The sequence below is a fragment of the Mesorhizobium sp. Pch-S genome (assembly GCF_004136315.1).
In the GTDB taxonomy this organism is placed as follows: domain Bacteria; phylum Pseudomonadota; class Alphaproteobacteria; order Rhizobiales; family Rhizobiaceae; genus Mesorhizobium.
This window is the reverse complement of record NZ_CP029562.1, coordinates 2,583,133-2,605,555: the sequence shown is the minus strand read 5'-3', so window position 1 is coordinate 2,605,555 and position 22,423 is coordinate 2,583,133. Positions and strand designations below refer to the sequence as shown.

General features: G+C 63.1%; 23 protein-coding genes and 1 pseudogene. 18 read left to right on the top strand and 6 right to left on the bottom strand.

Features of this window, described 5'->3' with window-relative positions; genetic code table 11:
• Positions 1-2: 2 nt before the first annotated feature.
• Positions 3-164: a DUF1328 family protein gene (locus tag C1M53_RS11975; protein ID WP_129412449.1), complete on the bottom strand. Its 162-nt coding sequence runs from the start codon at positions 162-164 to the stop codon at positions 3-5.
• Between the two features lie 253 nt (positions 165-417).
• Between C1M53_RS11975 and C1M53_RS11970 the strand changes: the two genes are divergently transcribed.
• The 14 genes from C1M53_RS11970 (at position 418) to lpdA (ending at position 14,955) form a co-directional block, all read left to right on the top strand.
• Positions 418-960 (top strand): AprI/Inh family metalloprotease inhibitor, encoded by a 543-nt coding sequence (locus C1M53_RS11970; protein WP_129412448.1) that lies wholly within the window; start codon positions 418-420, stop codon positions 958-960.
• A gap of 48 nt (positions 961-1,008) precedes the next feature.
• Positions 1,009-2,193 (top strand): cell division protein ZapE, encoded by a 1,185-nt coding sequence (zapE, locus tag C1M53_RS11965; RefSeq protein WP_129412447.1) that lies wholly within the window; start codon positions 1,009-1,011, stop codon positions 2,191-2,193.
• A 327-nt stretch (positions 2,194-2,520) separates the two neighbouring features.
• Entirely contained in the window at positions 2,521-3,489 is a 969-nt protein-coding gene (gene mdh, locus C1M53_RS11960) for a malate dehydrogenase (protein ID WP_129412446.1), read from the top strand.
• A 16-nt stretch (positions 3,490-3,505) separates the two neighbouring features.
• Positions 3,506-4,699 carry an ADP-forming succinate--CoA ligase subunit beta gene (gene sucC / locus C1M53_RS11955; protein WP_129412445.1) on the top strand — a complete coding sequence of 398 codons (1,194 nt, stop codon included), beginning with the start codon at positions 3,506-3,508 and terminating at the stop codon, positions 4,697-4,699.
• Between the two features lie 28 nt (positions 4,700-4,727).
• Positions 4,728-5,225 (top strand): DUF1579 family protein, encoded by a 498-nt coding sequence (locus C1M53_RS11950; RefSeq protein ID WP_129412444.1) that lies wholly within the window; start codon positions 4,728-4,730, stop codon positions 5,223-5,225.
• Between the two features lie 11 nt (positions 5,226-5,236).
• Positions 5,237-6,139, top strand: coding sequence for a succinate--CoA ligase subunit alpha (gene sucD / locus C1M53_RS11945; RefSeq protein ID WP_129412443.1), 903 nt, complete (start codon positions 5,237-5,239; stop codon positions 6,137-6,139).
• Positions 6,140-6,248: 109 nt separating this feature from the next.
• A complete protein-coding gene (locus C1M53_RS11940) occupies positions 6,249-9,236 on the top strand; it encodes a 2-oxoglutarate dehydrogenase E1 component (protein WP_129412442.1) in 2,988 nt (995 codons plus the stop codon).
• A 140-nt stretch (positions 9,237-9,376) separates the two neighbouring features.
• Positions 9,377-10,639 (top strand): 2-oxoglutarate dehydrogenase complex dihydrolipoyllysine-residue succinyltransferase, encoded by a 1,263-nt coding sequence (odhB, locus tag C1M53_RS11935; RefSeq protein ID WP_129412441.1) that lies wholly within the window; start codon positions 9,377-9,379, stop codon positions 10,637-10,639.
• A 129-nt stretch (positions 10,640-10,768) separates the two neighbouring features.
• Positions 10,769-11,173 carry an MAPEG family protein gene (locus tag C1M53_RS11930; protein WP_129412440.1) on the top strand — a complete coding sequence of 135 codons (405 nt, stop codon included), beginning with the start codon at positions 10,769-10,771 and terminating at the stop codon, positions 11,171-11,173.
• Between the two features lie 24 nt (positions 11,174-11,197).
• Positions 11,198-11,614 carry an MAPEG family protein gene (locus C1M53_RS11925; protein WP_348630044.1) on the top strand — a complete coding sequence of 139 codons (417 nt, stop codon included), beginning with the start codon at positions 11,198-11,200 and terminating at the stop codon, positions 11,612-11,614.
• A 26-nt stretch (positions 11,615-11,640) separates the two neighbouring features.
• On the top strand, positions 11,641-12,282 hold the full coding sequence (locus C1M53_RS11920) for a LysE family transporter (RefSeq protein WP_129412439.1): 642 nt from the start codon (positions 11,641-11,643) through the stop codon (positions 12,280-12,282).
• 7 nt (positions 12,283-12,289) lie between these two features.
• The gene (locus C1M53_RS11915) at positions 12,290-12,772 is read left to right on the top strand and encodes a hypothetical protein (protein WP_129412438.1); all 483 of its coding nucleotides are present in this window, start codon (positions 12,290-12,292) and stop codon (positions 12,770-12,772) included.
• On the top strand, positions 12,769-13,524 hold the full coding sequence (locus C1M53_RS11910) for an SDR family oxidoreductase (RefSeq protein WP_129412437.1): 756 nt from the start codon (positions 12,769-12,771) through the stop codon (positions 13,522-13,524). The genes C1M53_RS11915 and C1M53_RS11910 overlap by 4 nt, the downstream gene beginning before the upstream one ends.
• A gap of 24 nt (positions 13,525-13,548) precedes the next feature.
• Complete coding sequence (gene lpdA / locus C1M53_RS11905; protein WP_129412436.1) at positions 13,549-14,955, top strand: dihydrolipoyl dehydrogenase; 1,407 nt, start codon at positions 13,549-13,551, stop codon at positions 14,953-14,955.
• Positions 14,956-15,208: 253 nt separating this feature from the next.
• Here the strand turns inward: lpdA and C1M53_RS11900 are convergent, their stop codons facing one another.
• A complete protein-coding gene (locus C1M53_RS11900; RefSeq protein WP_129412435.1) occupies positions 15,209-15,493 on the bottom strand; it encodes a hypothetical protein in 285 nt (94 codons plus the stop codon).
• Between the two features lie 318 nt (positions 15,494-15,811).
• Between C1M53_RS11900 and C1M53_RS11895 the strand changes: the two genes are divergently transcribed.
• Positions 15,812-16,279, top strand: a complete 468-nt coding sequence (locus tag C1M53_RS11895; protein ID WP_129412434.1) for a DUF2867 domain-containing protein — start codon at positions 15,812-15,814, stop codon at positions 16,277-16,279.
• 8 nt (positions 16,280-16,287) lie between these two features.
• Here C1M53_RS11895 and C1M53_RS11890 read toward each other — a convergent pair whose 3' ends face one another.
• Both C1M53_RS11890 and C1M53_RS11885 read right to left on the bottom strand, forming a co-directional pair.
• Positions 16,288-17,355 carry a TraB/GumN family protein gene (locus C1M53_RS11890; RefSeq protein ID WP_129412433.1) on the bottom strand — a complete coding sequence of 356 codons (1,068 nt, stop codon included), beginning with the start codon at positions 17,353-17,355 and terminating at the stop codon, positions 16,288-16,290.
• A gap of 75 nt (positions 17,356-17,430) precedes the next feature.
• A pseudogene (locus C1M53_RS11885) lies at positions 17,431-18,368 on the bottom strand (tyrosine recombinase XerC).
• A 107-nt stretch (positions 18,369-18,475) separates the two neighbouring features.
• On the opposite strand from C1M53_RS11885, the gene rimM reads away from it, so the two are divergent.
• The gene (gene rimM / locus C1M53_RS11880; protein WP_129412432.1) at positions 18,476-19,096 is read left to right on the top strand and encodes a ribosome maturation factor RimM; all 621 of its coding nucleotides are present in this window, start codon (positions 18,476-18,478) and stop codon (positions 19,094-19,096) included.
• Positions 19,093-19,782, top strand: coding sequence for a tRNA (guanosine(37)-N1)-methyltransferase TrmD (trmD, locus tag C1M53_RS11875; protein WP_129412431.1), 690 nt, complete (start codon positions 19,093-19,095; stop codon positions 19,780-19,782). The genes rimM and trmD overlap by 4 nt, the downstream gene beginning before the upstream one ends.
• Positions 19,783-19,793: 11 nt before the next feature.
• Here trmD and C1M53_RS11870 read toward each other — a convergent pair whose 3' ends face one another.
• Together C1M53_RS11870 and C1M53_RS11865 are read right to left on the bottom strand one after the other, a co-directional pair.
• Positions 19,794-20,546: a sulfite exporter TauE/SafE family protein gene (locus tag C1M53_RS11870; protein ID WP_129412430.1), complete on the bottom strand. Its 753-nt coding sequence runs from the start codon at positions 20,544-20,546 to the stop codon at positions 19,794-19,796.
• Positions 20,547-20,709: 163 nt separating this feature from the next.
• Positions 20,710-21,609 carry an alpha/beta hydrolase gene (locus C1M53_RS11865; protein ID WP_129412429.1) on the bottom strand — a complete coding sequence of 300 codons (900 nt, stop codon included), beginning with the start codon at positions 21,607-21,609 and terminating at the stop codon, positions 20,710-20,712.
• Positions 21,610-21,885: 276 nt separating this feature from the next.
• Here C1M53_RS11865 and rplS point away from each other — a divergent pair, with 276 nt between their 5' ends.
• A complete protein-coding gene (gene rplS / locus C1M53_RS11860; protein WP_129412428.1) occupies positions 21,886-22,422 on the top strand; it encodes a 50S ribosomal protein L19 in 537 nt (178 codons plus the stop codon).
• The last annotated feature ends 1 nt before the right edge of the window (position 22,423 follow it).

Here is a 22,423-nt window from a genome sequence, read left to right as displayed (position 1 = left end):
AATCAGGTGATGGCGAAGACGCCGAGGAGGAGCAACAGGAAGAGCACCAGAACTATGGCGATGAGAATACGCGCGCCGGTCGCTGCAGCGCCGGCCAGTGCCGGCATGCCGAGCAGGCTTGCCGCAGCGGCGACAATGAGCAGGATGAGAATCCATTTGAGCATTTAAATACCCTCGCATTCGATAGGCTGACGACGCTCAAACGTCGTTTCGAAGTCCGGGTTCCGAAAAGATGGGAGGTCGATCACGATGGCCGAACTGCAGTAGCAGCACCGCTTCCGGTTGCGATAAAAATGCAACAGACGCCAGCGCAAACCCTATTTTAACCATATCGGGTTGAAATTCTGCCGCCTTCGTCCTTTTGGTGGAAGGCGCATTTTCTTTGGACGGCGCCCGTTTCGGGCCGCGGAGGTTGCCATGATCCTTTCGAGATCCGGTCTTGTTGCCGTATCGCTTGCCGCACTCGTTGCCAGCGGCTGTACCAGCACGCGCTTTGGCTCGGAGGATTCGCAGCCCGCTCCGCTCGAGCCACAGCCTTCCGGCACCGTATCTTCGAGCCAGTTGCCGCCGCCAGCCGCTCCGGCTCCGACCGACGCCTCCAAATTCCCGACGGCACCAGGCGGCACCCAGGTTGCTTCGCTGCCGGCTGGCGGTGGCGCTACCCCGCCAGCCAACGCACCGGACCTCACCGCTTCGGCGATCGCCGGTGTGTGGAGCGCTTCCGTCGCCGGCCAGGGCTGTAAGGTCGCAACCCCGCAGACCAAATTCGGCCAGGGCTACCGCGCAGGCCCGCTGCGCTGCCCACCGCCGATCGACAACGTCAAGTCGTGGAACGTCGCCGGCAAGCAGCTGACCCTCTACGATCAGGACGGCGGCACCCTGGCCAGGCTCTATTCCTCGAGCCCGACGAAGTTCGACGGCCAGACCTCGAACGGCCAGCCGATCTCGCTTTCCAGATAAGACCAGTCGGGATAGGTATCTCCTATCCCCATCCGGTGACCATACATCATGCATGTGCGTGACGGCCTCCAGACCCACGCGACCGTCAGGCAGCGCTACGACCATCTCGTCGAGACCGGCGCGGTTACGCGCGACGCCGCGCAGGAGCGTATCGTAAGGCGGCTCGACCGCCTCATCGACGAGATCGCCGACAAGCGCCTGGCGCATAAGTCCAGCGCGCTGGGCTGGCTGTTCGCCAGGCGGCCTCGAACCCCCGCCGTCGTCAAAGGCCTTTACGTCTATGGCGGCGTCGGCCGCGGCAAGACAATGCTGATGGACATCTTCTTCGAACTCGTGCCCGTCAGGCGCAAGCGACGCGTCCATTTCAACGACTTCATGGCCGACGTGCAGGATCGCATCCAGAAGCACAGGCAGGCCCGCAAGGAAGGCACCGTCAAGGAGGACGACCCTATCCCGCCGGTCGCCAAGGCGCTGGCCGAGGAATCATGGGTTTTGTGCTTCGACGAGTTCACCGTCACCGACATCGCCGACGCGATGATCCTGTCACGGCTGTTTTCGGCGCTGTTCGCCAGTGGTGTCGTGCTGGTGGCCACCTCCAATGTGGCACCGCAAGATCTCTATCGTGACGGCCTCAACCGGCAGCTCTTCCTGCCTTTCATCGCGATCCTGGAACGCCATGCAGACGTGGTGACGCTGGACTCCGACACCGACTACCGGCTGGAGAAGCTCAACCGGCTGCCGGTGTACATGACCCCGCTCGGGGACGAGACCGACCACAGGATGGACGAAGCCTGGCACGCCGTGACCCACGGCCATGCCTCGACGGTGGTCGAGATCCCGCTCAAGGGACGGCATGTGACGGTTCCGCGCGCCGTCGGCACCAATGCGCGCTTTTCCTTCGCGGAACTATGCGACGCACCGCTCGGCGCACGCGACTACCTGGCGATCGCCGAGCGTTTCGACACGATCTTCATCGATCATGTGCCGGTGCTTGACCAGACGCGCCGCAATCCCGCCAAGCGCTTCATCCTGCTGGTGGACACGCTCTATGACACCCGGAAGCGTGTCGTCGTAAGCGCCGAAGCAACGGCCGACAGGCTTTATGCCGGTCGCGCCGGTACCACCGAAGCGTTTGAATTCGACCGCACCGTATCCCGCCTCATCGAGATGCAGAGCAAGGACTGGCTGGAAGGCTGGTCCGAGAAACAGGCGAAGCCGGCCCTGGCCGGTTGAACGTGCACCACCGCCCCCGGTCTAGACAGGCTTGCTGCGCACCTCCCCGACCTGACGGCTGAGCGATGCGTCATCACCCGGCAACAATCTTCTGATCTCTATGGTCATCTCGCCGGAGTCTGTTCGACAAGCGGCTCAAAATTTTGACGTTTACGTAAATCCAAAGTAATCTAACCGATTGAAATATTTAGCCTCAAAATAATCGTTTGAATTTTTTCCACAACGGGACTATTGGGTGCGGCGAAATCTCGCGGGTTTCCCGTTCCTACCGGCCTCTCCTCCGACGCCGCAATGGCGCCGTCTTTAGACAAGGGAATAGATCCTCACATGGCACGCAACAAGATAGCGCTCATCGGCTCCGGCATGATTGGCGGCACGCTCGCTCACATGATCGGCCTGAAGGAACTCGGCGACGTCGTCCTGTTCGACATCGCGGAAGGCATTCCTCAGGGCAAGGGACTGGATATCGCAGAATCCTCGCCGGTGGACGGCTTCGATGCCCGCTATGTCGGCGTCAACGACTATGCCGGCATCGAAGGCGCTGACGTCTGCATCGTCACCGCCGGCGTGCCGCGCAAGCCCGGCATGAGCCGCGACGACCTGCTGGGCATCAACCTCAAGGTCATGGAACAGGTCGGCGCCGGCATCAAGAAATACGCCCCGAACGCTTTCGTCATCTGCATCACCAACCCGCTCGACGCCATGGTCTGGGCGCTGCAGAAGTTCTCCGGCTTGCCGAAGAGCCACGTGGTCGGCATGGCCGGCGTACTGGACTCGGCGCGCTTCCGTTACTTCCTGGCCGAGGAATTCAAGGTTTCGGTCGAGGACGTCAGCGCCATGACGCTCGGCGGCCACGGCGACGACATGGTGCCGATGACCCGCTACTCCACCGTCGCCGGCATCCCGTTGCCGGACCTCGTCAAGATGGGCTGGACCAGCCAGGAGAAGCTTGACGCCATCGTCGAGCGCACCCGCAAGGGCGGCGGCGAGATCGTCGGCCTGCTCAAGACCGGCTCGGCCTACTACGCTCCGGCCGCCTCGGCCGTCGCCATGGCCGAGAGCTACCTGAAGGACAAGAAGCGCGTGCTGCCTTGCGCCGCCCACCTCAACGGCCAGTACGGCCTCAAGGACACCTATGTCGGCGTGCCGGTGGTGATCGGCGCCGGTGGCGTCGAGCGCATCATCGAGATCGACTTCAACAAGACCGAGGAAAAGATGTTCGAGAAGTCTGTCGAGGCCGTGAAGGGCCTGTGCGAAGCCTGCGTGGCGATCGCACCGCAACTCGGCCAAAAGTAAACGAGGACCGTTCCAGATGAACATCCACGAATATCAGGCAAAGCAGGTTCTCAAGGGGTTCGGCGCCCCGGTCGCGGAAGGCGTGCCGGTGTTCCAGGCCGGTGACGCGGAAGCCGCCGCCAAGCGGCTGCCCGGACCGCTCTATGTCGTGAAGAGCCAGATCCACGCCGGCGGCCGCGGCAAGGGCAAGTTCAAGGAACTGTCCGCCGATGCCAAGGGCGGCGTGCGGCTGGCCAAGTCGATCGCCGAAGTGGTCACCAACGTCAACGAGATGCTCGGCCACACGCTGGTGACCAAGCAGACCGGCCCTTCCGGCAAGCAAGTCAACCGCCTCTATATCGAGGACGGCGCCGACATCGACCGCGAACTCTATCTGTCGATCCTGGTCGACCGCTCGGTCGGCCGCGTTGCCTTCGTCGTTTCGACCGAGGGCGGCATGGACATCGAGACCGTCGCGCACGACACGCCGGAGAAGATCGTCACGCTGGCGATCGACCCTGCCAAGGGCGTCACCGGCGGCGATGTCGCCAGGCTCAACGAAGCGCTGAAGCTTTCGGGCGAGGCGGCCAAGGACGGCGAAACGCTGTTCCCGCTGCTGTACAAGGCCTTCACCGAGAAGGACATGAGCCTGCTCGAGGTCAATCCGCTCATCGTCATGAAGAACGGCCGCCTGCGCGTGCTCGACGCCAAGGTGTCGTTCGACAACAACGCGCTGTTCCGCCATGCCGACATGATGGAACTGCGCGACGAGACCGAAGAGGACGAGAAAGAGATCGAGGCGTCCAAATACGACCTCGCCTATGTCGCGCTCGACGGCAACATCGGCTGCATGGTCAATGGCGCCGGCCTTGCCATGGCGACCATGGACATCATCAAGCTTTATGGCGCCGAACCTGCCAACTTCCTCGACGTCGGTGGCGGCGCTTCCAAGGAAAAAGTGACGGCTGCCTTCAAGATCATCACCAAGGATCCGGCGGTCGAAGGCATCCTCGTCAACATCTTCGGCGGCATCATGAAATGCGATGTCATCGCCGAGGGCGTTGTCGCGGCCGTCAAGGAAGTCGGCCTGAAAGTGCCGCTGGTCGTGCGCCTCGAAGGCACCAATGTCGAGCTTGGCAAGAAGATCATCCGCGAGAGCGGCTTGAATGTCACGCCGGCCGACGATCTCGACGACGCTGCCAAGAAGATCGTGGCGGCGGTCAAGGGCTGAACGGCACAAGGCTGAAACGGCTTCGACCATGAGCACGGCATCTTCACCCGCTCTGTCACCCGACCACCAGCGCCTGCAGGCGCTGGTTGGTGCGTGGCATGGCGAGGAGGAGATTTCGGCCACGCAATGGGCACCGGCCGGCAAGGCCACCGCCGAGATCATGGCCGCACCCGAGTTCGGCGGCCTGTTCGTGGTGCAGCGTTATCAGCAGAGCCGCGATGGCGAGGCGTCCTTCGCTTCGCACAACGTCTTCGGTTTCGACCAGCCGAGCAGTGCCTGCACCATGCATCAGTTCGACACCATGGGCTTCGTGCCGGCGACGCCGGCTTCCGGGGCCTGGAGCGGCAACGAGCTGGCGCTGGTAAAGACCTCGCCGCGCGGTGCCGCGCGTGTGACCTACAATTTCGATACCGCCGACAGCTACCGCATGCGCCTCGAATTCAAGGCGGCCGGCAGCGACGTCTGGCAAGACATGGTGAGCGGCGTCTACCGGCGCGTTTCACCTTCCTCCATCACCCTCTCGTAAAAAGGTTGGGCATGTCCATTCTCGTCGACAAGAACACCAAAATCCTGGTTCAGGGCCTGACCGGCAAGACCGGCACCTTCCACACCGAACAGGCGCTGGCCTATTACGGCACGCAGATGGTCGGCGGCATCCACCCGAAGAAGGGGGGCGAGACCTGGACCGGCGCCAAGGGCGAGACCCTGCCGATCTTCTCGTCGGTGGCCGAAGGCAAGGAGAGGACCGGTGCGACCGCCTCGGTCGTGTATGTGCCGCCGGCAGGTGCCGCCGAGGCGATCATCGAGGCGATCGACGCCGAGGTTCCTTTCATCGTCTGCATCACCGAGGGCATCCCGGTGCTGGACATGGTGCGGGTCAAGGCCCGGCTGGAGAACTCGAAGTCGCGGCTGCTTGGCCCCAACTGCCCCGGCGTCCTGACGCCGGAACAGTGCAAGATCGGCATCATGCCCGGCAACATCTTCAAGAAGGGTTCGGTGGGCGTTGTTTCGCGCTCGGGAACGCTTACCTATGAAGCTGTGTTCCAGACCTCCAATGTTGGCCTCGGCCAGACCACTGCCGTCGGCATCGGCGGCGACCCCGTCAAGGGCACCGAGTTCATCGACGTGCTTGAGATGTTCCTGGCCGACGACGAAACCAAATCGATCATCATGATCGGCGAGATCGGCGGTTCGGCCGAAGAAGACGCCGCGCAGTTCCTCAAGGACGAAGCCAAGCGTGGCCGCAAGAAGCCGATGGCCGGTTTCATTGCCGGCCGCACGGCTCCGGCCGGTCGCACCATGGGTCACGCCGGCGCGGTGATCTCGGGTGGCAAGGGCGGCGCGGAAGACAAGATCGCAGCGATGGAATCGGCAGGCATTCGCGTGTCGCCGTCGCCAGCGCGTCTCGGCACGACGCTGGTCGAGGCGATCAAGGGTTAAGGGAATAAGGGATTAGGGCAGCAAGGCATCGGGACCGAAATATTCCCCTACTGCCTTGTTGCCCTGCTCCCTTTCACAAAGGAGACGGAGCAAAGCTCCGATAAGGCAGATGGCACGACAAGATCAGGCCAACGACCAGTTTTCCCTCACTTCGTTCCTCTATGGCGGCAACGCGGACTACATCGACGCGCTGTATGCCGCCTATGAGGACAATCCGGCATCGGTCGATCCGGAATGGCAGGATTTTTTCGCGGCGCTCAAGGATGATGCTGCCGATGTGAAGAAGAACGCCAAGGGCGCCTCCTGGGCACGTCCTTCCTGGCCGCTGGTCGCCAATGGCGAACTGGTTTCGGCGCTCGACGGCAATTGGGGCCTGGTCGAAAAGACCATCGAGAAGAAGGTCAAGGAAAAGGCCGCCACCAATGGCGTCGCCATCTCCGAGGCCGATGTCCATCAGCAGACCCGCGATTCCGTGCGCGCCATCATGATGATCCGCGCCTTCCGCATGCGCGGCCACCTGCACGCCAAGCTCGACCCGCTCAACATCGCCAACCCGCTCGAGGACTACAACGAGCTGTCGCCGGCGAACTATGGCTTCACCGAAGCCGACTACGACCGGCCGATCTTCCTCGACAATGTGCTCGGCCTCGAATTCGGCACCATCCGGCAGATGCTGGAGATTCTGACGCGCACCTATTGCTCGACGCTGGGTGTCGAGTTCATGCACATCTCCGACCCGGAGGAAAAGGCCTGGATCCAGGCCCGCATCGAAGGCGCCGACAAGGAAATCTCCTTCACCGCCGAAGGCAAGAGGGCGATCCTGCAAAAGCTGATCGAGGCCGAAGGCTTCGAGCAGTTCCTCGACGTCAGATACAAGGGTACCAAGCGCTTCGGCCTCGATGGCGGTGAATCGCTGATCCCGGCGCTGGAGCAGATTCTCAAGCGCGGCGGCCAGCTCGGCCTCAAGGAGGTCGTGCTGGGCATGGCCCACCGCGGTCGCCTCAACGTGCTTTCGCAGGTGATGGCGAAGCCGCATCGCGCCATCTTCCACGAATTCAAGGGCGGCTCCTATGCCCCCGACGACGTCGAGGGTTCCGGCGACGTGAAGTACCATCTCGGCGCCTCCTCGGACCGCGAATTCGACGGCAACAAGGTGCACCTGTCGCTGACCGCCAACCCCTCGCATCTGGAAATCGTCGACCCGGTGGTGATGGGCAAGGCCCGCGCCAAGCAGGACCAGCTCGCCGGCCGCGAGCGCGGCGAGATCGTGCCGCTGGCCGAACGCGCCAAGGTCATGCCGCTGCTGCTGCATGGTGACGCCGCCTTTGCCGGCCAGGGCGTGATCGCAGAGATCCTCGGCCTCTCCGGCCTGCGCGGCCATCGCGTCGCCGGCACGCTGCATTTCATCATCAACAACCAGATCGGCTTCACCACCAACCCGCGCTTCTCACGGTCCTCGCCCTATCCGTCGGATGTGGCCAAGATGATCGAGGCGCCGATCTTCCACGTCAACGGCGACGACCCGGAAGCCGTCGTGTTCGCCGCCAAGGTAGCGACCGAATTCCGCATGAAGTTCCATAAGCCGGTGGTTGTGGACATGTTCTGCTATCGCCGCTTCGGCCACAATGAAGGCGACGAGCCGGCCTTCACCCAGCCGATCATGTACCGCAAGATCCGCACGCAGAAGACCGCCGTGCAGCTCTACGCCGATCGCCTCATCGCCGAAGGCCACCTTGCCCAGGCCGACTTCGACAAGATGAAGGCAGACTGGCGTGCGCATCTGGAAAGCGAATGGGAAGTCGGCCAGGCCTACAAGCCGAACAAGGCCGACTGGCTCGACGGCGCGTGGTCAGGCCTGCGCTCGGCCGACCAGCAGGACGAACTGCGCCGTGGCAAGACCGCCGTACCGGTCAAGACGCTGAAGGAAATCGGCAAGAAGCTGACCGAGGTGCCGAAGGATTTCGAGGCGCACAAGACCATTGCGCGCTTCCTCGAAAACCGCCGCCAGGCCATCGAAACCGGCGAAGGCATCGACTGGTCCACCGCCGAGGCACTCGCCTTCGGCGCGATCCTGCTCGACGGCAATCCGATCCGCCTTTCCGGCCAGGATTCGGAGCGCGGCACCTTCTCGCAGCGCCACTCCGTGCTCTACGATCAGCGCGATGAGACCCGCTACATTCCGCTGAATAACCTGTCGCCCGCACAAGCCGGCTACGAGGTCATCAATTCGATGCTCTCGGAAGAGGCCGTGCTCGGTTTCGAATATGGCTACTCGCTGGCCGACCCGAAGGCGCTGACCCTCTGGGAAGCGCAGTTCGGCGACTTCGCCAACGGCGCGCAGGTGGTGTTCGACCAGTTCATCTCGTCGGGCGAACGCAAGTGGCTGCGCATGTCGGGCCTCGTCTGCCTGCTGCCGCACGGCTATGAAGGTCAGGGCCCGGAACACTCGTCGGCACGCCTCGAGCGCTTCCTGCAGCTCTGCGCCGAAGACAACATGCAGGTCGCGAACTGCACGACGCCGGCCAACTACTTCCACATCCTGCGCCGGCAGCTGAAGCGCGATTTCCGCAAGCCGCTGATCCTGATGACGCCGAAGTCGCTGCTGCGCCACAAGCGCGCGGTGTCGACCATCGCCGAGCTGTCGGGCGAAAGCTCGTTCCACCGTCTGCTGTGGGATGACGCCCAGCTGCTGCCGAACCAGGCGATCAAGCTGGTCAAGGATTCGAAGATCCGCCGCGTCGTGCTGTGCACCGGCAAGGTCTACTACGACCTCTACGAGGAACGCGAGAAGCGCGGCATCGACGACATCTACCTGCTGCGCGTCGAGCAGCTCTATCCGTTCCCGGCCAAGGCGCTGATTACAGAGCTGTCCCGCTTCCGCAACGCGGAGATGGTGTGGTGCCAGGAGGAGCCCAAGAACATGGGCGCCTGGTCGTTCATCGACCCGTATCTGGAGTGGGTGCTGGCCCATATCGACGCCAAGCATCAGCGCGTGCGCTACACCGGCCGTCCGGCAGCCGCTTCACCGGCCACCGGCCTGATGTCGAAGCACCTGGCGCAGCTGGCCGCCCTCCTCGAAGACGCGCTCGGCGGTTAAGCTGGAGCATGATCCCGAAAAGTGGGAACCGGTTTTCGGGAAAGATCATGCTGAAATAAAGAGTTAGATCGGAATGAAGATCGTCCAGACGGCATTCTGATCTAACATACCGAACCCAACCGACAACAACGGACAGGCACATGGCTACCGAAATCAAAGTCCCGACACTCGGCGAGTCGGTCACCGAAGCAACCATCGGCAAGTGGTTCAAGAAGGTCGGCGATGCCATTGCCGCCGACGAACCGCTGGTCGAGCTGGAAACCGACAAGGTGACGGTGGAAGTGCCTGCACCTGCTGCCGGCACTCTGGTGGAAATCACCGTGAAGGAAGGCGAGACGGTCGGCGTCGGCGCCCTGCTCGGCACGATCGGTGCCGGCGCGGGCGCGCCGGCCACCAAGCCGGAAGCGGTTGCCCAGGCTTCGGCGCCAACCGCTGCCTCCACCGTCAAGGAAGCAGCCGCCCAGAGCAACCAGGTTGCCGGCGAAGGCCCGATCGAGGCGCGCACCATGCCGCCGGCGCCGAGCGCCGCCAAGCTGCTCGCCGAGAGCAACATCGCGGTCGACCAGGTTTCTGGTTCCGGCAAGCGCGGTCAGGTGCTGAAGGGCGATGTGCTCGACGCCATTGCCAAGGGCGCACCGTCGCAGCCTGTCGAGACGCCGAAGGTGCCTGCAGCTCCGCGCGCGCAATCGGCCGAAGGTGATGCGGTGCGCGAGGAGCGCGTGCGCATGACCAAGTTGCGCCAGACCATCGCGCGCCGCCTCAAGGATGCGCAGTCGACCGCCGCGATGCTCACCACCTTCAACGAGGTGGACATGAAGGCGGTGATGGACCTGCGCGCCAGGTACAAGGACATCTTCGAGAAGAAGCATGGTGTGAAGCTCGGCTTCATGGGCTTCTTCACCAAGGCCGTGACCCATGCGTTGAAGGAAATCCCGGCCGTCAACGCCGAGATCGACGGCACCGACATCATCTACAAGAACTACGCCCACATCGGCGTGGCCGTCGGCACCGACAAGGGCCTCGTGGTGCCGGTCGTGCGTGATGCGGACGCCATGTCGATCGCCGAGATCGAGAAGGAGATCGGCCGCCTTGGCATTGCCGCGCGTGACGGCAAGCTCTCGGTCGCCGACATGCAGGGCGGCACGTTCACGATTTCGAACGGTGGCGTCTACGGATCGCTGATGTCGACGCCGATCCTGAATGCGCCGCAGTCGGGTATTCTCGGCATGCACAAGATCCAGGAACGGCCGATGGTGGTCGGCGGGCAGATCGTCATCCGCCCGATGATGTATCTGGCGCTCTCCTACGATCACCGCATCGTCGACGGCAAGGAAGCCGTGACCTTCCTGGTCCGCGTCAAGGAAAGCCTGGAGGATCCGGAACGTCTCGTGCTGGATCTGTAAGGCCTCCATTTGCTGCTCAGGGAAGATTTTCTTCGTGGCCGGTCGAAATGACCGGCCGGCAAACGACTTTCACTTGTAACTGAACGTAGCGGGGCGCGAGGCGCCTCTCGACAAAAGGGGACAAGGAATATGGAAGCTGTAGCAGCATCGACGGAAGTCCAGGTTCTCGGCTGGAGCGCGGCGCTCCTGCTCACTCAGGTCATCGCACAGGCTTCGGCCATCGGAGATCTCGGCCCGAAATATCTGTTCAGCGCACGCGACGAGGCCCGCGTCTCGAAAAGTGTGCTGGCCGGACGCCTGCTGCGTGCCCTGCACAATCTGCTCGAAACCTACCCGGCCTTCATCGCTCTGGTTCTGGCGCTGGCGCTCACCGGCAAGACCGGCGGCATCGCAGCCACCGGAGCAGTGCTTTGGATCGCCGCGCGTGTGCTTTATGTCGTCTTGTATGCCACCGCGGTGCCGGTGTTACGCACCATCGTCTGGATCGCTTCCATTGTCGGTCTGGTGATGATGCTGGTCAGACTGATAGCCTGACAGGAAAGGTGATTGGCAGGAGGAATGATGGAAGCGGCAGCAGCATCGACCGAAATCTGGGTGCTCGGCTGGAGCGTCATCTTCCTGCTCGTCCATATTCTGGTTCAGGCCCTGTCACTCGACCTGTCGAGTGATCTCGGGCTAAAATATCTGCTCGGGCCGCGCGATCAGCCGAAGGAACCGGGAAATGTTCTGCCCGGCAGGCTGAAACGCGCGCTCGGCAACTTTCTGGAGACCTATCCGGCCTTTGTCGGCCTGGCGCTGGCGCTGACGATCACCGGCAAGACCGGCGACCTCGGCGCGACCGGTGCATGGCTCTGGTTTGTTGCGCGCATCGTGTATGTATTCCTCTACGCGGCCGGCGTGCCGGTTCTGCGCACACTGGTCTGGTTTGTCTCCCTCCTCGGCCTGGCGCTGATGGTGGTCAGGCTCATGGCCTAGACCGGCCATAACAAGGGCTCCGATCGATGCACTATGTCTATGAGTTTCTCGGCCTGATGGCGGTCTTTTCGGTCCTGGTGGTTTCCCCGGGTGCCGATTTCCTGCTCGTGGTGCGCCAGAGCCTGGTGCACGGCCGCCGCGCGGCCATCGTCACCAGTTTCGGCATCGGCGCGTCGTTGCTGTTCCACATCGGCTACACCATCCTCGGCATCGGCATCATCGTCGCGCAGTCGCTGTTCCTGTTCGGCCTGCTGAAATGGGCCGGTGCCGCCTATCTGGTCTATCTCGGCTGGAAATCGCTGCGTGCCGACGCCTTCGAGATGCCGGATGAAAAGGCGCAATCGCAGATCGCACAGGCCGCCCCGCCTTCGACGCTGCGCCTGTTCCTGCTTGGCTTCGCCACCAACGCACTGAACCCGAAGCCGGTGCTGTTCTTCCTGTCGCTGTTCACGGCGCTGGTCAGCCACGACACGCCGGCCGCGATCCAGGCTGTCTACGGCCTGCTGATGGCAGCGACCCTGATCCTGTGGTTCGTCGGCGTCTCGACCTTCTTCACGGTCGCCTCCGTGCGCGAACGCTTCGTCGCATGGGGCCGCTGGTTCAACCGCATCACTGGCATGATCTTCATCGGGTTGGGCATACGCCTCGCAACGCAGCAGGCAAACTGAGCATCCCATGCGACTGCCTGCTATGATCTCTTCCCTGGCTTTGTTCGGTGTTTCGCCAGCCCTGGCGGCCTGTCCGATCGAGCTTGGCGTCTATGGCGAACGCGAGCAGGTGGCTGAGATCGACTTCCGCCCGACCATGGGCTCGGCCACCACCACCAACAGCTTCAAGATGCTGCTGGGCAAGGATGTCGTGCTGGACGGCGTGGTGCTGTGGAGCAGCGATGCAGCGCGCCCGCACGGTACCCTGATGCATCAGTGCCCGGAAGGCGATGTCACCGGCGAGGAGCTCGCGGCCTGCACAGTCTGGGAGGGCGTGATCTACACGGCGGATGCCGCCGGCGCTGTCGATCTTATGCCCAACGAGCACAAGGACGCACCCGGAACATTGATCTTCCCGGATCTCGCCGGACAACTCAGCCGCTCCGCCATCAAGGACAAGCTGCCCAAGCTACCCTGGGATGTCTTTGCATTGAAGGGATGCCAGGAATGACCGCTCCCGGAAAGGCATTGCTTGTCACCGGCGGCAGCCGCGGCATCGGCGCAGCCGTGTGCCGCCTCGCGGCCAAGGCTGGCTATCGCGTGGCGGTCAACTATGCTTCGAATGAGGCTGCAGCCGCGGCGCTGGTGGCTGAAATCCAGGCCGGCGGTGGCGAGGCTTTTGCCATCAAGGGCGATGTCGGCAACGAAGCCGACGTGGTCGCGATGTTTGCGGCCGTCGACAGGACCTTCGGCGGGCTCGACGCCTTCGTCAACAATGCGGGCGTCGTCGACCGCAAGGCGCGCGTCGACGAGATGAGCGTCGAACGGCTGGAGCGCATGATGCGCATCAACGTCGTCGGCTCGATCCTCTGCGCCCGCGAGGCGGTCAGGCGCATGTCGACGCTGCGCGGCGGCAGCGGTGGCTCGATCGTCAACCTCTCCTCCGCCGCGGCGACGCTCGGCTCGCCCGGCGAATATGTCGATTACGCCGCGTCCAAGGGCGCCATCGACACCTTCACCATCGGGCTTGCCCGCGAAGTGGCCAATGAGGGCGTACGCGTCAATGCCGTGCGCCCGGGCATCATCGATACCGAAATCCACGCCTCCGGCGGTCAGCCGGGACGGGTCGCAGCGATACGCGATACCGTGCCGATGAAACGCGAAGGCAAGGCTGAAGAAGTCGCCCACGCCGTGCTCTGGCTTTTGTCGGACGAGGCATCATATACGACGGGCTCCATTGTGAACGTAAGCGGCGGCCGCTGACCGCCAGGCAGGAAGGACAAGATCATGGCTTATGACGTCGTCGTTATCGGATCTGGCCCCGGCGGCTATGTGTGCGCCATCAAGGCTGCGCAGCTTGGCCTGAAGACGGCCGTGGTCGAGAAGCGCGAGACCTATGGCGGCACCTGCCTCAACATCGGCTGCATCCCCTCCAAGGCGCTGCTGCATGCCTCCGAAATGCTGGCCGAAGCACAGCATTCCTTCGACACGCTCGGCGTCGAGGTCGGCACACCGAAGCTCAATTTGAAGAAGATGCTGGCGCACAAGGACGCGACCGTAGCCTCCAACGTCAACGGCGTCGCCTTCCTGTTCAAGAAGAACAAGATCGATGCCTTCCGCGGCACCGGCAAGGTCGTGTCGGCCGGCAAGGTCTCCGTTACAGGCGAAGACGGCAAGGTCCAGGAGATCGAGGCGAAGAACATCGTCATCGCCACCGGTTCGGACGTTGCCGGCATCCCGGGCGTGAAAGTCGACATCGACGAGAAGGTGATCATTTCTTCCACCGGCGCGCTGTCGCTGGAAAAGGTGCCTGGTCACCTCGTCGTGGTTGGCGGCGGCGTCATCGGCCTGGAGCTTGGTTCGGTCTGGGCACGCCTTGGCGCCAAGGTCACGGTCGTCGAATATCTCGACAGCATTCTCGGCGGCATGGATGGCGAAGTGTCCAAGCAGTTCCAGCGCATGCTGGCCAAGCAGGGTCTCGACTTCAAGCTCGGCGCCAAGGTGACGGCTGTCGCCAAGGCCAAGAAGGGCGCGACCGTGACTTTCGAGCCGGTCAAGGGTGGTGCCGCAGAGACCATCGAAGCCGATGCTGTGCTGATCGCCACCGGTCGCCGGCCCTACACCGACGCGCTCGGCCTCAAGGAGGCCGGCGTCGACGTGGATGAACGCGGTCGCGTCAAGACCGACGCGCATCTGCGTACCAATGTGCCGGGCATCTATGCGATCGGCGACGTGGTGGCTGGTCCGATGCTGGCGCACAAGGCAGAGGACGAGGGCGTTGCCGTGGCCGAGACCATTGCCGGCCAGGCCGGCCATGTGAACTACGACGTCATTCCGAGCGTGGTCTATACCAGCCCTGAGGTGGCTTCTGTCGGCAAGACCGAAGAGGAGCTGAAGAAGGCGGGTGTCGACTACAAGGTCGGCAAGTTCCCGTTCACGGCCAATGGCCGCGCGCGCGCCATGCTGCATACCGACGGCTTTGTGAAAATCCTGGCCGACAAGGCGACCGATCGCGTGCTCGGCGTACACATCCTGGGCTTCGGCGCCGGTGAGATGATCCATGAGGCGACAGTGCTTATGGAATTCGGCGGCTCCTCGGAAGATCTCGCCCGCACCTGCCACGCGCATCCGACCATGTCTGAGGCGGTCAAGGAAGCGGCGCTCGCCACCTTCTTCAAGCCGATCCACCTCTAGAGCGTTTCCGTTTTTAGCGGAAATGGGGAATGCTCTAAGTTATTGTTTTCGCCGCATTCTTGTAACGCCAAGTGAATCCACCTGGCTACAAAATGCTCTGGATCGCTGAGGCCGGCCGGCCATCGCGTCGCTCTCAGTCTTTGCTTTTTCGCAATCCGGACGGAAAACCGCTACGCACGTTTCCAGCAATTGCGCCAGACAAACGAAAACGGCCCGCCGAGAGGCGGGCCGTCCTGTTTCATGACGCTGCCGGTTACTGGGCCGGAGCAGCCGGAGCCGGGTTTGCCGGGGCCGGAGTGGCCGGGGCAGGCTCTGCAGGCTTCGCGGGTTCGGCAGGCTTGGCCGGTTCGGCCGCAGGTGCTGCCGGAGCCGGAGCCGGCGTGCTGGCCGCCGGAGCTTCGGCAGGCGCCGGATGCTCACCGCCGCTGCGGCCGAAGACGAAATACGCGACGACGGCCAGAACGACGATAACGAGTGCGATCAGCCAGCCGCTGCCGCCACCACCAGAGCTTGGAGAGCTGTTGGATGAATCCGCCATGGAAGTCCTCCTGGGAGAAAGTTATCAATCAACGCCAATCGACGCGCAACGCGTGATTGTGTGCTGAATCTAGAAGCCGCAAGGCTTCAAAACAACGACAGTGGCGCTAAAATCAGCAAATCGCCCAGCTTTTTTGCTTTCAGGCAGGGTAAAATCGAGGCCTCGAAATCTACAGCCGGCTTTTTACTGATGAAAATTGTACTGTCGGCACCAATCGCGGTTCCACGACAGCGACATTTGGTCAGCTGATTCTATGGCTGCGACAGCGCTAGAATGGAAGTTGCTCCGGACCTGTAGGAACCATCGGAGCAACAGGAGATGGCTGACATGCACGATCTCTCCAGACATCAAAACATCCTGCCGGCGGCGCAATTCTTCGATCGGTATTCGATCGAGATAGACGGACAGAACCTTGACGCGCGCACCGCAGCGGAACGCGTCATGCTGCGCCGGCCCGCCTGGATCCGCTGGCTGATGGCATTGCGCAACATCATGGTCCGGCCATTTGGCCTGAAGGCGGGGCCTACCGACATCCCGGCAGGTCAGGAACAGATCGGTTTCTTTCCCCTGATCGACGAAAGCCCCTCAACCGTCGTTCTCGGCCTGGATGACCGGCATCTCGATTTCCGGCTGCTGGTCGAAGTGGATGAGCTCGGCAGCGGCCGGCAGTCGGTCAGCGCCACGACTTTCGTTGCCACGCACAATCTGCTCGGCCGTGCCTATCTGGCGATCGTGATGCCGTTCCACCGCATCATCGTGCCGGCAATGCTGTCGCGGGTTGCCTGAGGGCGCAGTCAGTCGACCGCGGTAACGGTGTATCCCGCCTTGCGGAAATGCTCGACCAGCCCGTCTGCCCCAGGCAGATGCAGTGCACCAACTGCCATGAAGGTATCTCCCTTGGCCAGGATCGGAAGCGCGCGTTCGGTCATGGTCTTGTTGCGTTTGGTGATCATGGCTTCCTCGAAGGCCGCGTAGCCCTCTTCGTCTTCTGCCGCTTCGGGTAGTGCCACCCGAAACAGCGGCCAGATCATGCCGATGTCGCCGCGCTGGTAGAGCACGATCATCGTTTCCGACACGTCGTTGATCCTGTCGCCCAGCTTCAGCGTCTCGAGCAATCCCTTGACGTGCTGTTCCATCGGCAACGAAGCCATGGCACGCAATTGGTCGGCGGCTGTCTCCAGCCCCTGCAGATCCTTGCCCGCCGCTTTGGCCTGTTCGGCCAGATTGACGTCGAGCACCGGCTTTCCTTCATTCTTGCGTGCCATCTCGCAGGCCGGCAGTGAAACCATCGCTGACAGCATCCAGGGTTTCATCTTGGCAACCGAAGCCGCAGGGATGCCTCGCGCATCCAGGCCCTTGTCGAGAACCTTGATGTCGTCCGGCGACAGGAACGCATTCAGCGTCTTGCCGTCGGTGAACATCATCAGATCGGGTTCCTTAGCCAGCGCTGCCATCATCTTGCCCTGGTCGAGCACATCGGTGGTTTCGATGATCACCGTATCGGCGCCGTCGAATGCCTTCTGCGCAGCCGGAGGCAAGGTCACCACACGCGGGTCGGTCATATGCATGGTACCGAACAGCCAGGACGGCTTTTCGCCGGCCTTTTCGAGTTTCCAAAGCAAGCCCTTGCCGTTTGGTACAGTTGCCGCTTCCTTTTCGATTGCAGCATAGGCAGCCGGATCGCTCTTCTGCAGGCCGGCAAGCATATCGGCGCCACTGCAGGTCACCGCCTCGGCATGCGCACGGCTGGAGGCGAGCAGCGCCACAGCCACGAAGGACAGGAACAAAAGCACGTTGATCGCCGCAAGCAGCTTCAGCGACAGGTGCGCGATGCGGTCGGCTTTTGTCGGAGCAAGTATCATGGCGATTGTTCTAGGCGCCAAAGGCGGCAAAACGGTTAACCGGGCGATGAAAATTGTCACCGCTCCGCCGGCGGCTCAGGCGCGAGGGTGCGCCGCCTCGTAGATGTCGAGCAGTCTTGCGGTATCGACACCGGTATAGATCTGGGTCGTGGACAGGCTGGCATGGCCGAGCAATTCCTGGATGGTGCGCAGATCGCCACCGCGTCCCAGCAGATGCGTGGCGAAGGAATGGCGCAACGGTGCGGCGTTGCCGTCTCGGGCAGGTTCAGCGCCGAGCGCAGCTTCACCATCTCGCGCTGGATGATCGCCGCATTGAGTGGTCCGCCGCGAGCGCCACGAAACAACGGCCCATCCGCGCCGAGATGGTAAGGACAGAGCCTGCGGTATTCGGCGATCGCCTGGAACGCCACAGGCAGGACGGGCACCAGCCTGACCTTGCCACCCTTGCCGGCGACGCGCAGCACCGTCTCCGACGCTTGCGCAAGCTCGGCACCGGTCAGGCCAAGCGCCTCGGAAATACGCAGGCCCGAGCCGTAGAGCAAAGTGAGGACGGCAGCGTTGCGCGCCGCGATCCAGGGCTCCTCCGCCATCTGCTCGCCGGTCGAGACGACCCGCCGCGCATCGGCCGCGGTCAACGGCTTCGGCAGTGATTTCGGCTGTTTCGGCGCGCGCAGCGCAGCGGCGCCGGCGGCATTCGCCAGCCCTCGTCGTTCCAGGAAACGCAGCAGTGAGCGCACACCGGCAAGCCCGCGACCCAATGTGCGGGCGCCGGCCCCTTCATTGCGGCGCTGGGCGAGAAAGCCGCGCAGGTCTGCGGGGCGCAGGGCCGCGATGTCGGCTATGCCGGCAGGACCGCCGACATGGCCGGTCAGGAACTGCAGGAACTGGCGCGTATCGCGTTCATAGGCTTCGACCGTCAGCGCCGACAGCCGGCGCTCACCAGCAAGCCCCTGCAGCCAGCTTTCGCGAGCGGCCTGGAGATCCGGCTTGGCAGCGATGAGGAATTCCTGCATTGGCAGAGCGGGCCCTGTTGACTAGAACACCTGACAGACTTTCATCGGAAGGCGGTGCTGCAGACCAGCATTTGCCTTTCAGGTTACCAAGCGATGAAGCCCGGCCGATGACCAAACCAAAAAATCCTGTCCAGATGGCCGTGATCGGCGCCCCCCATGGCATCAAGGGCGAGCTGCGCGTGAAGACCTTCACCAGCGATCCGCTGGCGCTTGCCGATTATGGTCCGCTTTATTCGAAGGATGGTCGCGCTTTCGAGATCAACGACATCCGCCCTACCGGCAATGTCGTGGTGGTGCGTTTCAAAGGCGTCAACGACCGCTCCGCCGCCGAAGCGCTGACCAATGTCGAGCTCTTCATCGACCGCTCGGCGCTGCCCGACGATGGCGACGAGGACGAATTCTACCATACCGACCTGATGGGTCTCGCCGTGAAGGACGACACCGGTGCCATCATCGGAAAGATCGTGTCGGTGCAGAATTTCGGCGGCGGCGACATCCTCGACATCACGCTCGGCTCTCGCAAGGGCGTGCTCATCCCGTTCACCCAGGCAGCCGTTCCCGAGGTTTCGGTCTCCGGCGGCTTCGTACGCATCGACCCGATCGCGGCCGGCCTCGTCGAGGATGAAGACGGAGATGGCGAGCCCGACAGCGAGACGACGCCAGGCCATGACGGTTTCGACGCGAAACGCCGGCCACGCGGTCCGAAGGACGCCGGAGGCAACCGGTGAGTTTTTCAGCGTCGGTTCTTACTCTCTATCCGGAGATGTTCCCGGGCGCGCTCGGCCTCTCACTGGCCGGTCGGGCGATGGAACGCGGCGACTGGTCCCTGCAGCCGATCCAGATACGCGACTTCGCTTTTGACAGGCACCGCACCGTCGATGATTCGCCGGCCGGCGGCGGCGCCGGCATGGTGATGCGCCCCGATGTGCTGGCGCGTGCCATCGATCATACCGCGCCTGACGGCGATCCCCGCCCGAAGCTGCTGATGAGTCCGCGCGGCAAGCCGCTGACGCAGGCGCGCGTGCGCGAACTGGCGGCGGGGCCGGGCGTCGTCATCCTGTGTGGCCGCTTCGAAGGCGTCGACCAGCGCGTGATCGAAGCACGCGCGCTGGAAGAGGTTTCGATCGGCGATTTCATCCTGTCCGGCGGTGAGCCGGCAGCGCTGGTCCTGCTCGACGCGATCGTTCGGCTTCTGCCGGGCGTCATGGGCAATGAGCGCTCCGGCGAGGAAGAGAGTTTCGAGAACGGCCTGCTCGAACATCCCCATTACACCCGGCCGCAGGATTTCGAGGGCCGACCCATTCCTGACGTGCTGGTTTCTGGAAATCACGCCAGGATCGCGGCGTGGCGGCACGAACAGGCTGAGAAGCTGACGGCGGAACGACGGCCGGATTTGCTGTCGGCGAAAGTTTAGCGCGAGCGCGGCTAGGCTTTCAGGAAATAATAGGCAGCCAGGAACAGTCCCACCGCAATGACGAAGCCGCGTACCGCGTTCTGCGGCACGCGCTTGGCAATCCAGACACCGACATACCCGCCGACCGCGACGGCCGGGATCATGACGATCGCCTGCGGCCAGGACACCACGCCACCCGACACGAAGATCAGGATGGCAACGGCGGCAATGACGATGGAGAACATGTTCTTCAGCGCATTGAGGCGGTGGTAGTCGCCGCTCTGGGTCAGGCCCAGCGTCGCCAGCATCATCACGCCCATGCCGGCACCGAAAAAGCCGCCATAGATGGCAGTGGCGAACTGCATGAGAGCACCCGGCACGGTGCCGACTGCGGCAGGCTGACCTTGCTTCGGTTTCGGCTTCAGCCATGGTCCGGCGGCGAACAGCGCGGTGGCCGCGATCAGCAGCCATGGCACCATGACGCGGAAGGAGGGGTTGTCGAGGGCAAGCAGGAGCAGTGCGCCGCCCAGCGCGCCGATGGCCGAGACGATGCAAAGCAGCAGGGCACTGCGCCAGATGGCGCGGATGTCGTTCCAATAGGCCAGCGTCGAGGTGATGTAGCCTGGAAACTGCGTGATCGAGGACGTGGCATTGGCCGAGATCGGCGGAATGCCCAGCACGCTCATCGCCCCGAAAGTGAGGAAAGTGCCGCCGCCGGCAACGGCATTGACAATGCCGGACAACAGGCCGGCGGCAAACAGAATGGCGGCGTCGATGAACGTCAAGGCTGGCCCTGTCGCAGGAGCAATTCCAGCAAAAGTGCGTAGCGGTTTTGCGTCCGGAATTGCGTAATAACAAAGAGTTAGAGCGTTTCCGCGTTTCCGTTAAGGCGGAAACGCTCTAGTGTCCAGCAGGTTTAGGGGCGTCACCGCCCGCACGCAAGCAAACTCAGGCCTTGCCCATCAGCTCCAGCAGCGCTTGCGCCGTCGCTTTCGGCGCTTCTTGCGGAATGTTGTGCCCGACGCCCGGCAGGATCCGGCGTTCGAACGGGCCGGAGAACTGATGGCCATCCTCCTCGTCGGGTGGACCGACGCCGTCATCGGCGCCACAGAGCGAGATTGTCGGCACCGAAATCAGTGGCTGCTTCTCCAGCCGGTTCTCGATCGCCTGAAGCAGCGGGTCGCCGGGTGCGTAGCCGTAGCGATGCCGATAGGAATGGATGACGATGTCGACGAAATCGGGATTGTTAAAGGACGCTGCGCTGCACGCGAAATCATCGTCGCTGAAAGCCCAGGTCGGGGACCACAGCCTCCACAACAGTCGGGTCAGCGCCTCGCGGTTTTCGGTCAGCCCACGCACGCCGCGCGCCGAATGGAAATAATACTGGTACCAGTAGCGATACTCGTCTTCGGGCGATGCCGGCTTCACCGAAGCCGGAATGTTCTGGATGTTGTAACCGTCACCGGTCACCAGGCAGCGCGCCCGTTCCGGCCACAACGCTGCAACGATGCAGGCGGCACGGCCGCCCCAGTCGTAACCGGCGAGCGCCGCCCTCTCGATCGACAGCGTGTCCATCAGGTCGATGAGATCCTGCGCGAGCGCGGCCTGCTGGCCCGAACGCATCGAAGCTTCGGAGCGGAAGCGGGTCGGCCCATAACCGCGCAGATAGGGCACGATGACGCGATGCCCGCGCGCCGTCAGCAACGGCCAGACCTCGTCATAACCGCGTGGATCGTAAGGAAAACCGTGCAGCAGGATGATCGGATCGCCGTTTGGCTCGCCATGATCCTCATAGGCGATGTCGAGCAGTGCGGTACGTGCGAAACGGATGGGATTGGATTCAGTCATGATCAGCGCTTCCCCATGAGCCGTTTTTTTGGCATTGCGAGCCGGCCTGACCAACCGGCCACGGTAAAAAATACCGTTGGACAGGTGACAAACGCGCGAAATAGCGCTATGTGCCGCGCCGAACCGGATAAGCATCGTCCGGACCCGTCAACTATGGCGGTGTAGTCGCCCCTGCCGGACGTCCTCGGATGGAAGGCATAGCCGAGCGGTCGGAATGACTGCAAGGCAAGTGCAGGGCGCTCTGGCTGTCGGAAGAACAAGAAGTGGATTTTTAAGATGGATATTCTCCGTCAGATCGAGGCCGAACAGGCCGCCAAGATCGAAGCCAAGCGCAAGCTGCCCGAATTCCAGCCCGGCGACACCGTGCGCGTCCAGGTGCGCGTCACCGAAGGCAGCCGTACCCGCGTGCAGGCCTATGAGGGCGTCGTGATCGCCCGTTCCGGCTCCGGCTTCCAGGAAAATTTCACCGTCCGCAAGATTTCCTATGGCGAAGGCGTGGAGCGCGTGTTCCCGGTCTACTCGCCGATGGTCGAAGCGGTCGAGATCGTGCGTCGCGGTAAGGTTCGCCGCGCCAAGCTCTATTACCTGCGCGATCGTCGCGGCAAGTCGGCTCGTATCTCCGAGAACACCGGCGTGCGCGCCCGCAAGCTGAACGACGAGGAGCGCGAAGCGCTCGCCGCCGAGAAGGCCAGGATCGAAGCCGAGAAGGTCGCTGCTGCCGAGGCGCTGGCCGCCGAGAAGGCCGCCCAGGAAGCTGCCGAGAAGAAGGCTGCCGCCGAGGCTGCTGCTGCGGAAACCGCGGCTGCCGAATAAG

Excerpts from the sequence above, each read along its gene's own strand:
- rplS (WP_129412428.1), top strand. The coding sequence starts at position 21,886 with ATGGATATTCTCCGTCAGATCGAGGCCGAACAGGCCGCCAAGATCGAA.
- sucD (WP_129412443.1), top strand. The coding sequence starts at position 5,237 with ATGTCCATTCTCGTCGACAAGAACACCAAAATCCTGGTTCAGGGCCTG.
- C1M53_RS11915 (WP_129412438.1), top strand. The coding sequence starts at position 12,290 with ATGCGACTGCCTGCTATGATCTCTTCCCTGGCTTTGTTCGGTGTTTCG.
- odhB (WP_129412441.1), top strand. The coding sequence starts at position 9,377 with ATGGCTACCGAAATCAAAGTCCCGACACTCGGCGAGTCGGTCACCGAA.
- C1M53_RS11930 (WP_129412440.1), top strand. The coding sequence starts at position 10,769 with ATGGAAGCTGTAGCAGCATCGACGGAAGTCCAGGTTCTCGGCTGGAGC.
- C1M53_RS11920 (WP_129412439.1), top strand. The coding sequence starts at position 11,641 with ATGCACTATGTCTATGAGTTTCTCGGCCTGATGGCGGTCTTTTCGGTC.
- C1M53_RS11975 (WP_129412449.1), bottom strand. The coding sequence starts at position 164 with ATGCTCAAATGGATTCTCATCCTGCTCATTGTCGCCGCTGCGGCAAGC.
- sucC (WP_129412445.1), top strand. The coding sequence starts at position 3,506 with ATGAACATCCACGAATATCAGGCAAAGCAGGTTCTCAAGGGGTTCGGC.
- C1M53_RS11865 (WP_129412429.1), bottom strand. The coding sequence starts at position 21,609 with ATGACTGAATCCAATCCCATCCGTTTCGCACGTACCGCACTGCTCGAC.
- C1M53_RS11970 (WP_129412448.1), top strand. The coding sequence starts at position 418 with ATGATCCTTTCGAGATCCGGTCTTGTTGCCGTATCGCTTGCCGCACTC.
- zapE (WP_129412447.1), top strand. The coding sequence starts at position 1,009 with ATGCATGTGCGTGACGGCCTCCAGACCCACGCGACCGTCAGGCAGCGC.
- C1M53_RS11900 (WP_129412435.1), bottom strand. The coding sequence starts at position 15,493 with ATGGCGGATTCATCCAACAGCTCTCCAAGCTCTGGTGGTGGCGGCAGC.
- C1M53_RS11925 (WP_348630044.1), top strand. The coding sequence starts at position 11,198 with ATGATGGAAGCGGCAGCAGCATCGACCGAAATCTGGGTGCTCGGCTGG.
- lpdA (WP_129412436.1), top strand. The coding sequence starts at position 13,549 with ATGGCTTATGACGTCGTCGTTATCGGATCTGGCCCCGGCGGCTATGTG.
- C1M53_RS11940 (WP_129412442.1), top strand. The coding sequence starts at position 6,249 with ATGGCACGACAAGATCAGGCCAACGACCAGTTTTCCCTCACTTCGTTC.
- rimM (WP_129412432.1), top strand. The coding sequence starts at position 18,476 with ATGACCAAACCAAAAAATCCTGTCCAGATGGCCGTGATCGGCGCCCCC.
- C1M53_RS11895 (WP_129412434.1), top strand. The coding sequence starts at position 15,812 with ATGGCTGACATGCACGATCTCTCCAGACATCAAAACATCCTGCCGGCG.
- C1M53_RS11950 (WP_129412444.1), top strand. The coding sequence starts at position 4,728 with ATGAGCACGGCATCTTCACCCGCTCTGTCACCCGACCACCAGCGCCTG.
- C1M53_RS11890 (WP_129412433.1), bottom strand. The coding sequence starts at position 17,355 with ATGATACTTGCTCCGACAAAAGCCGACCGCATCGCGCACCTGTCGCTG.
- mdh (WP_129412446.1), top strand. The coding sequence starts at position 2,521 with ATGGCACGCAACAAGATAGCGCTCATCGGCTCCGGCATGATTGGCGGC.
- C1M53_RS11910 (WP_129412437.1), top strand. The coding sequence starts at position 12,769 with ATGACCGCTCCCGGAAAGGCATTGCTTGTCACCGGCGGCAGCCGCGGC.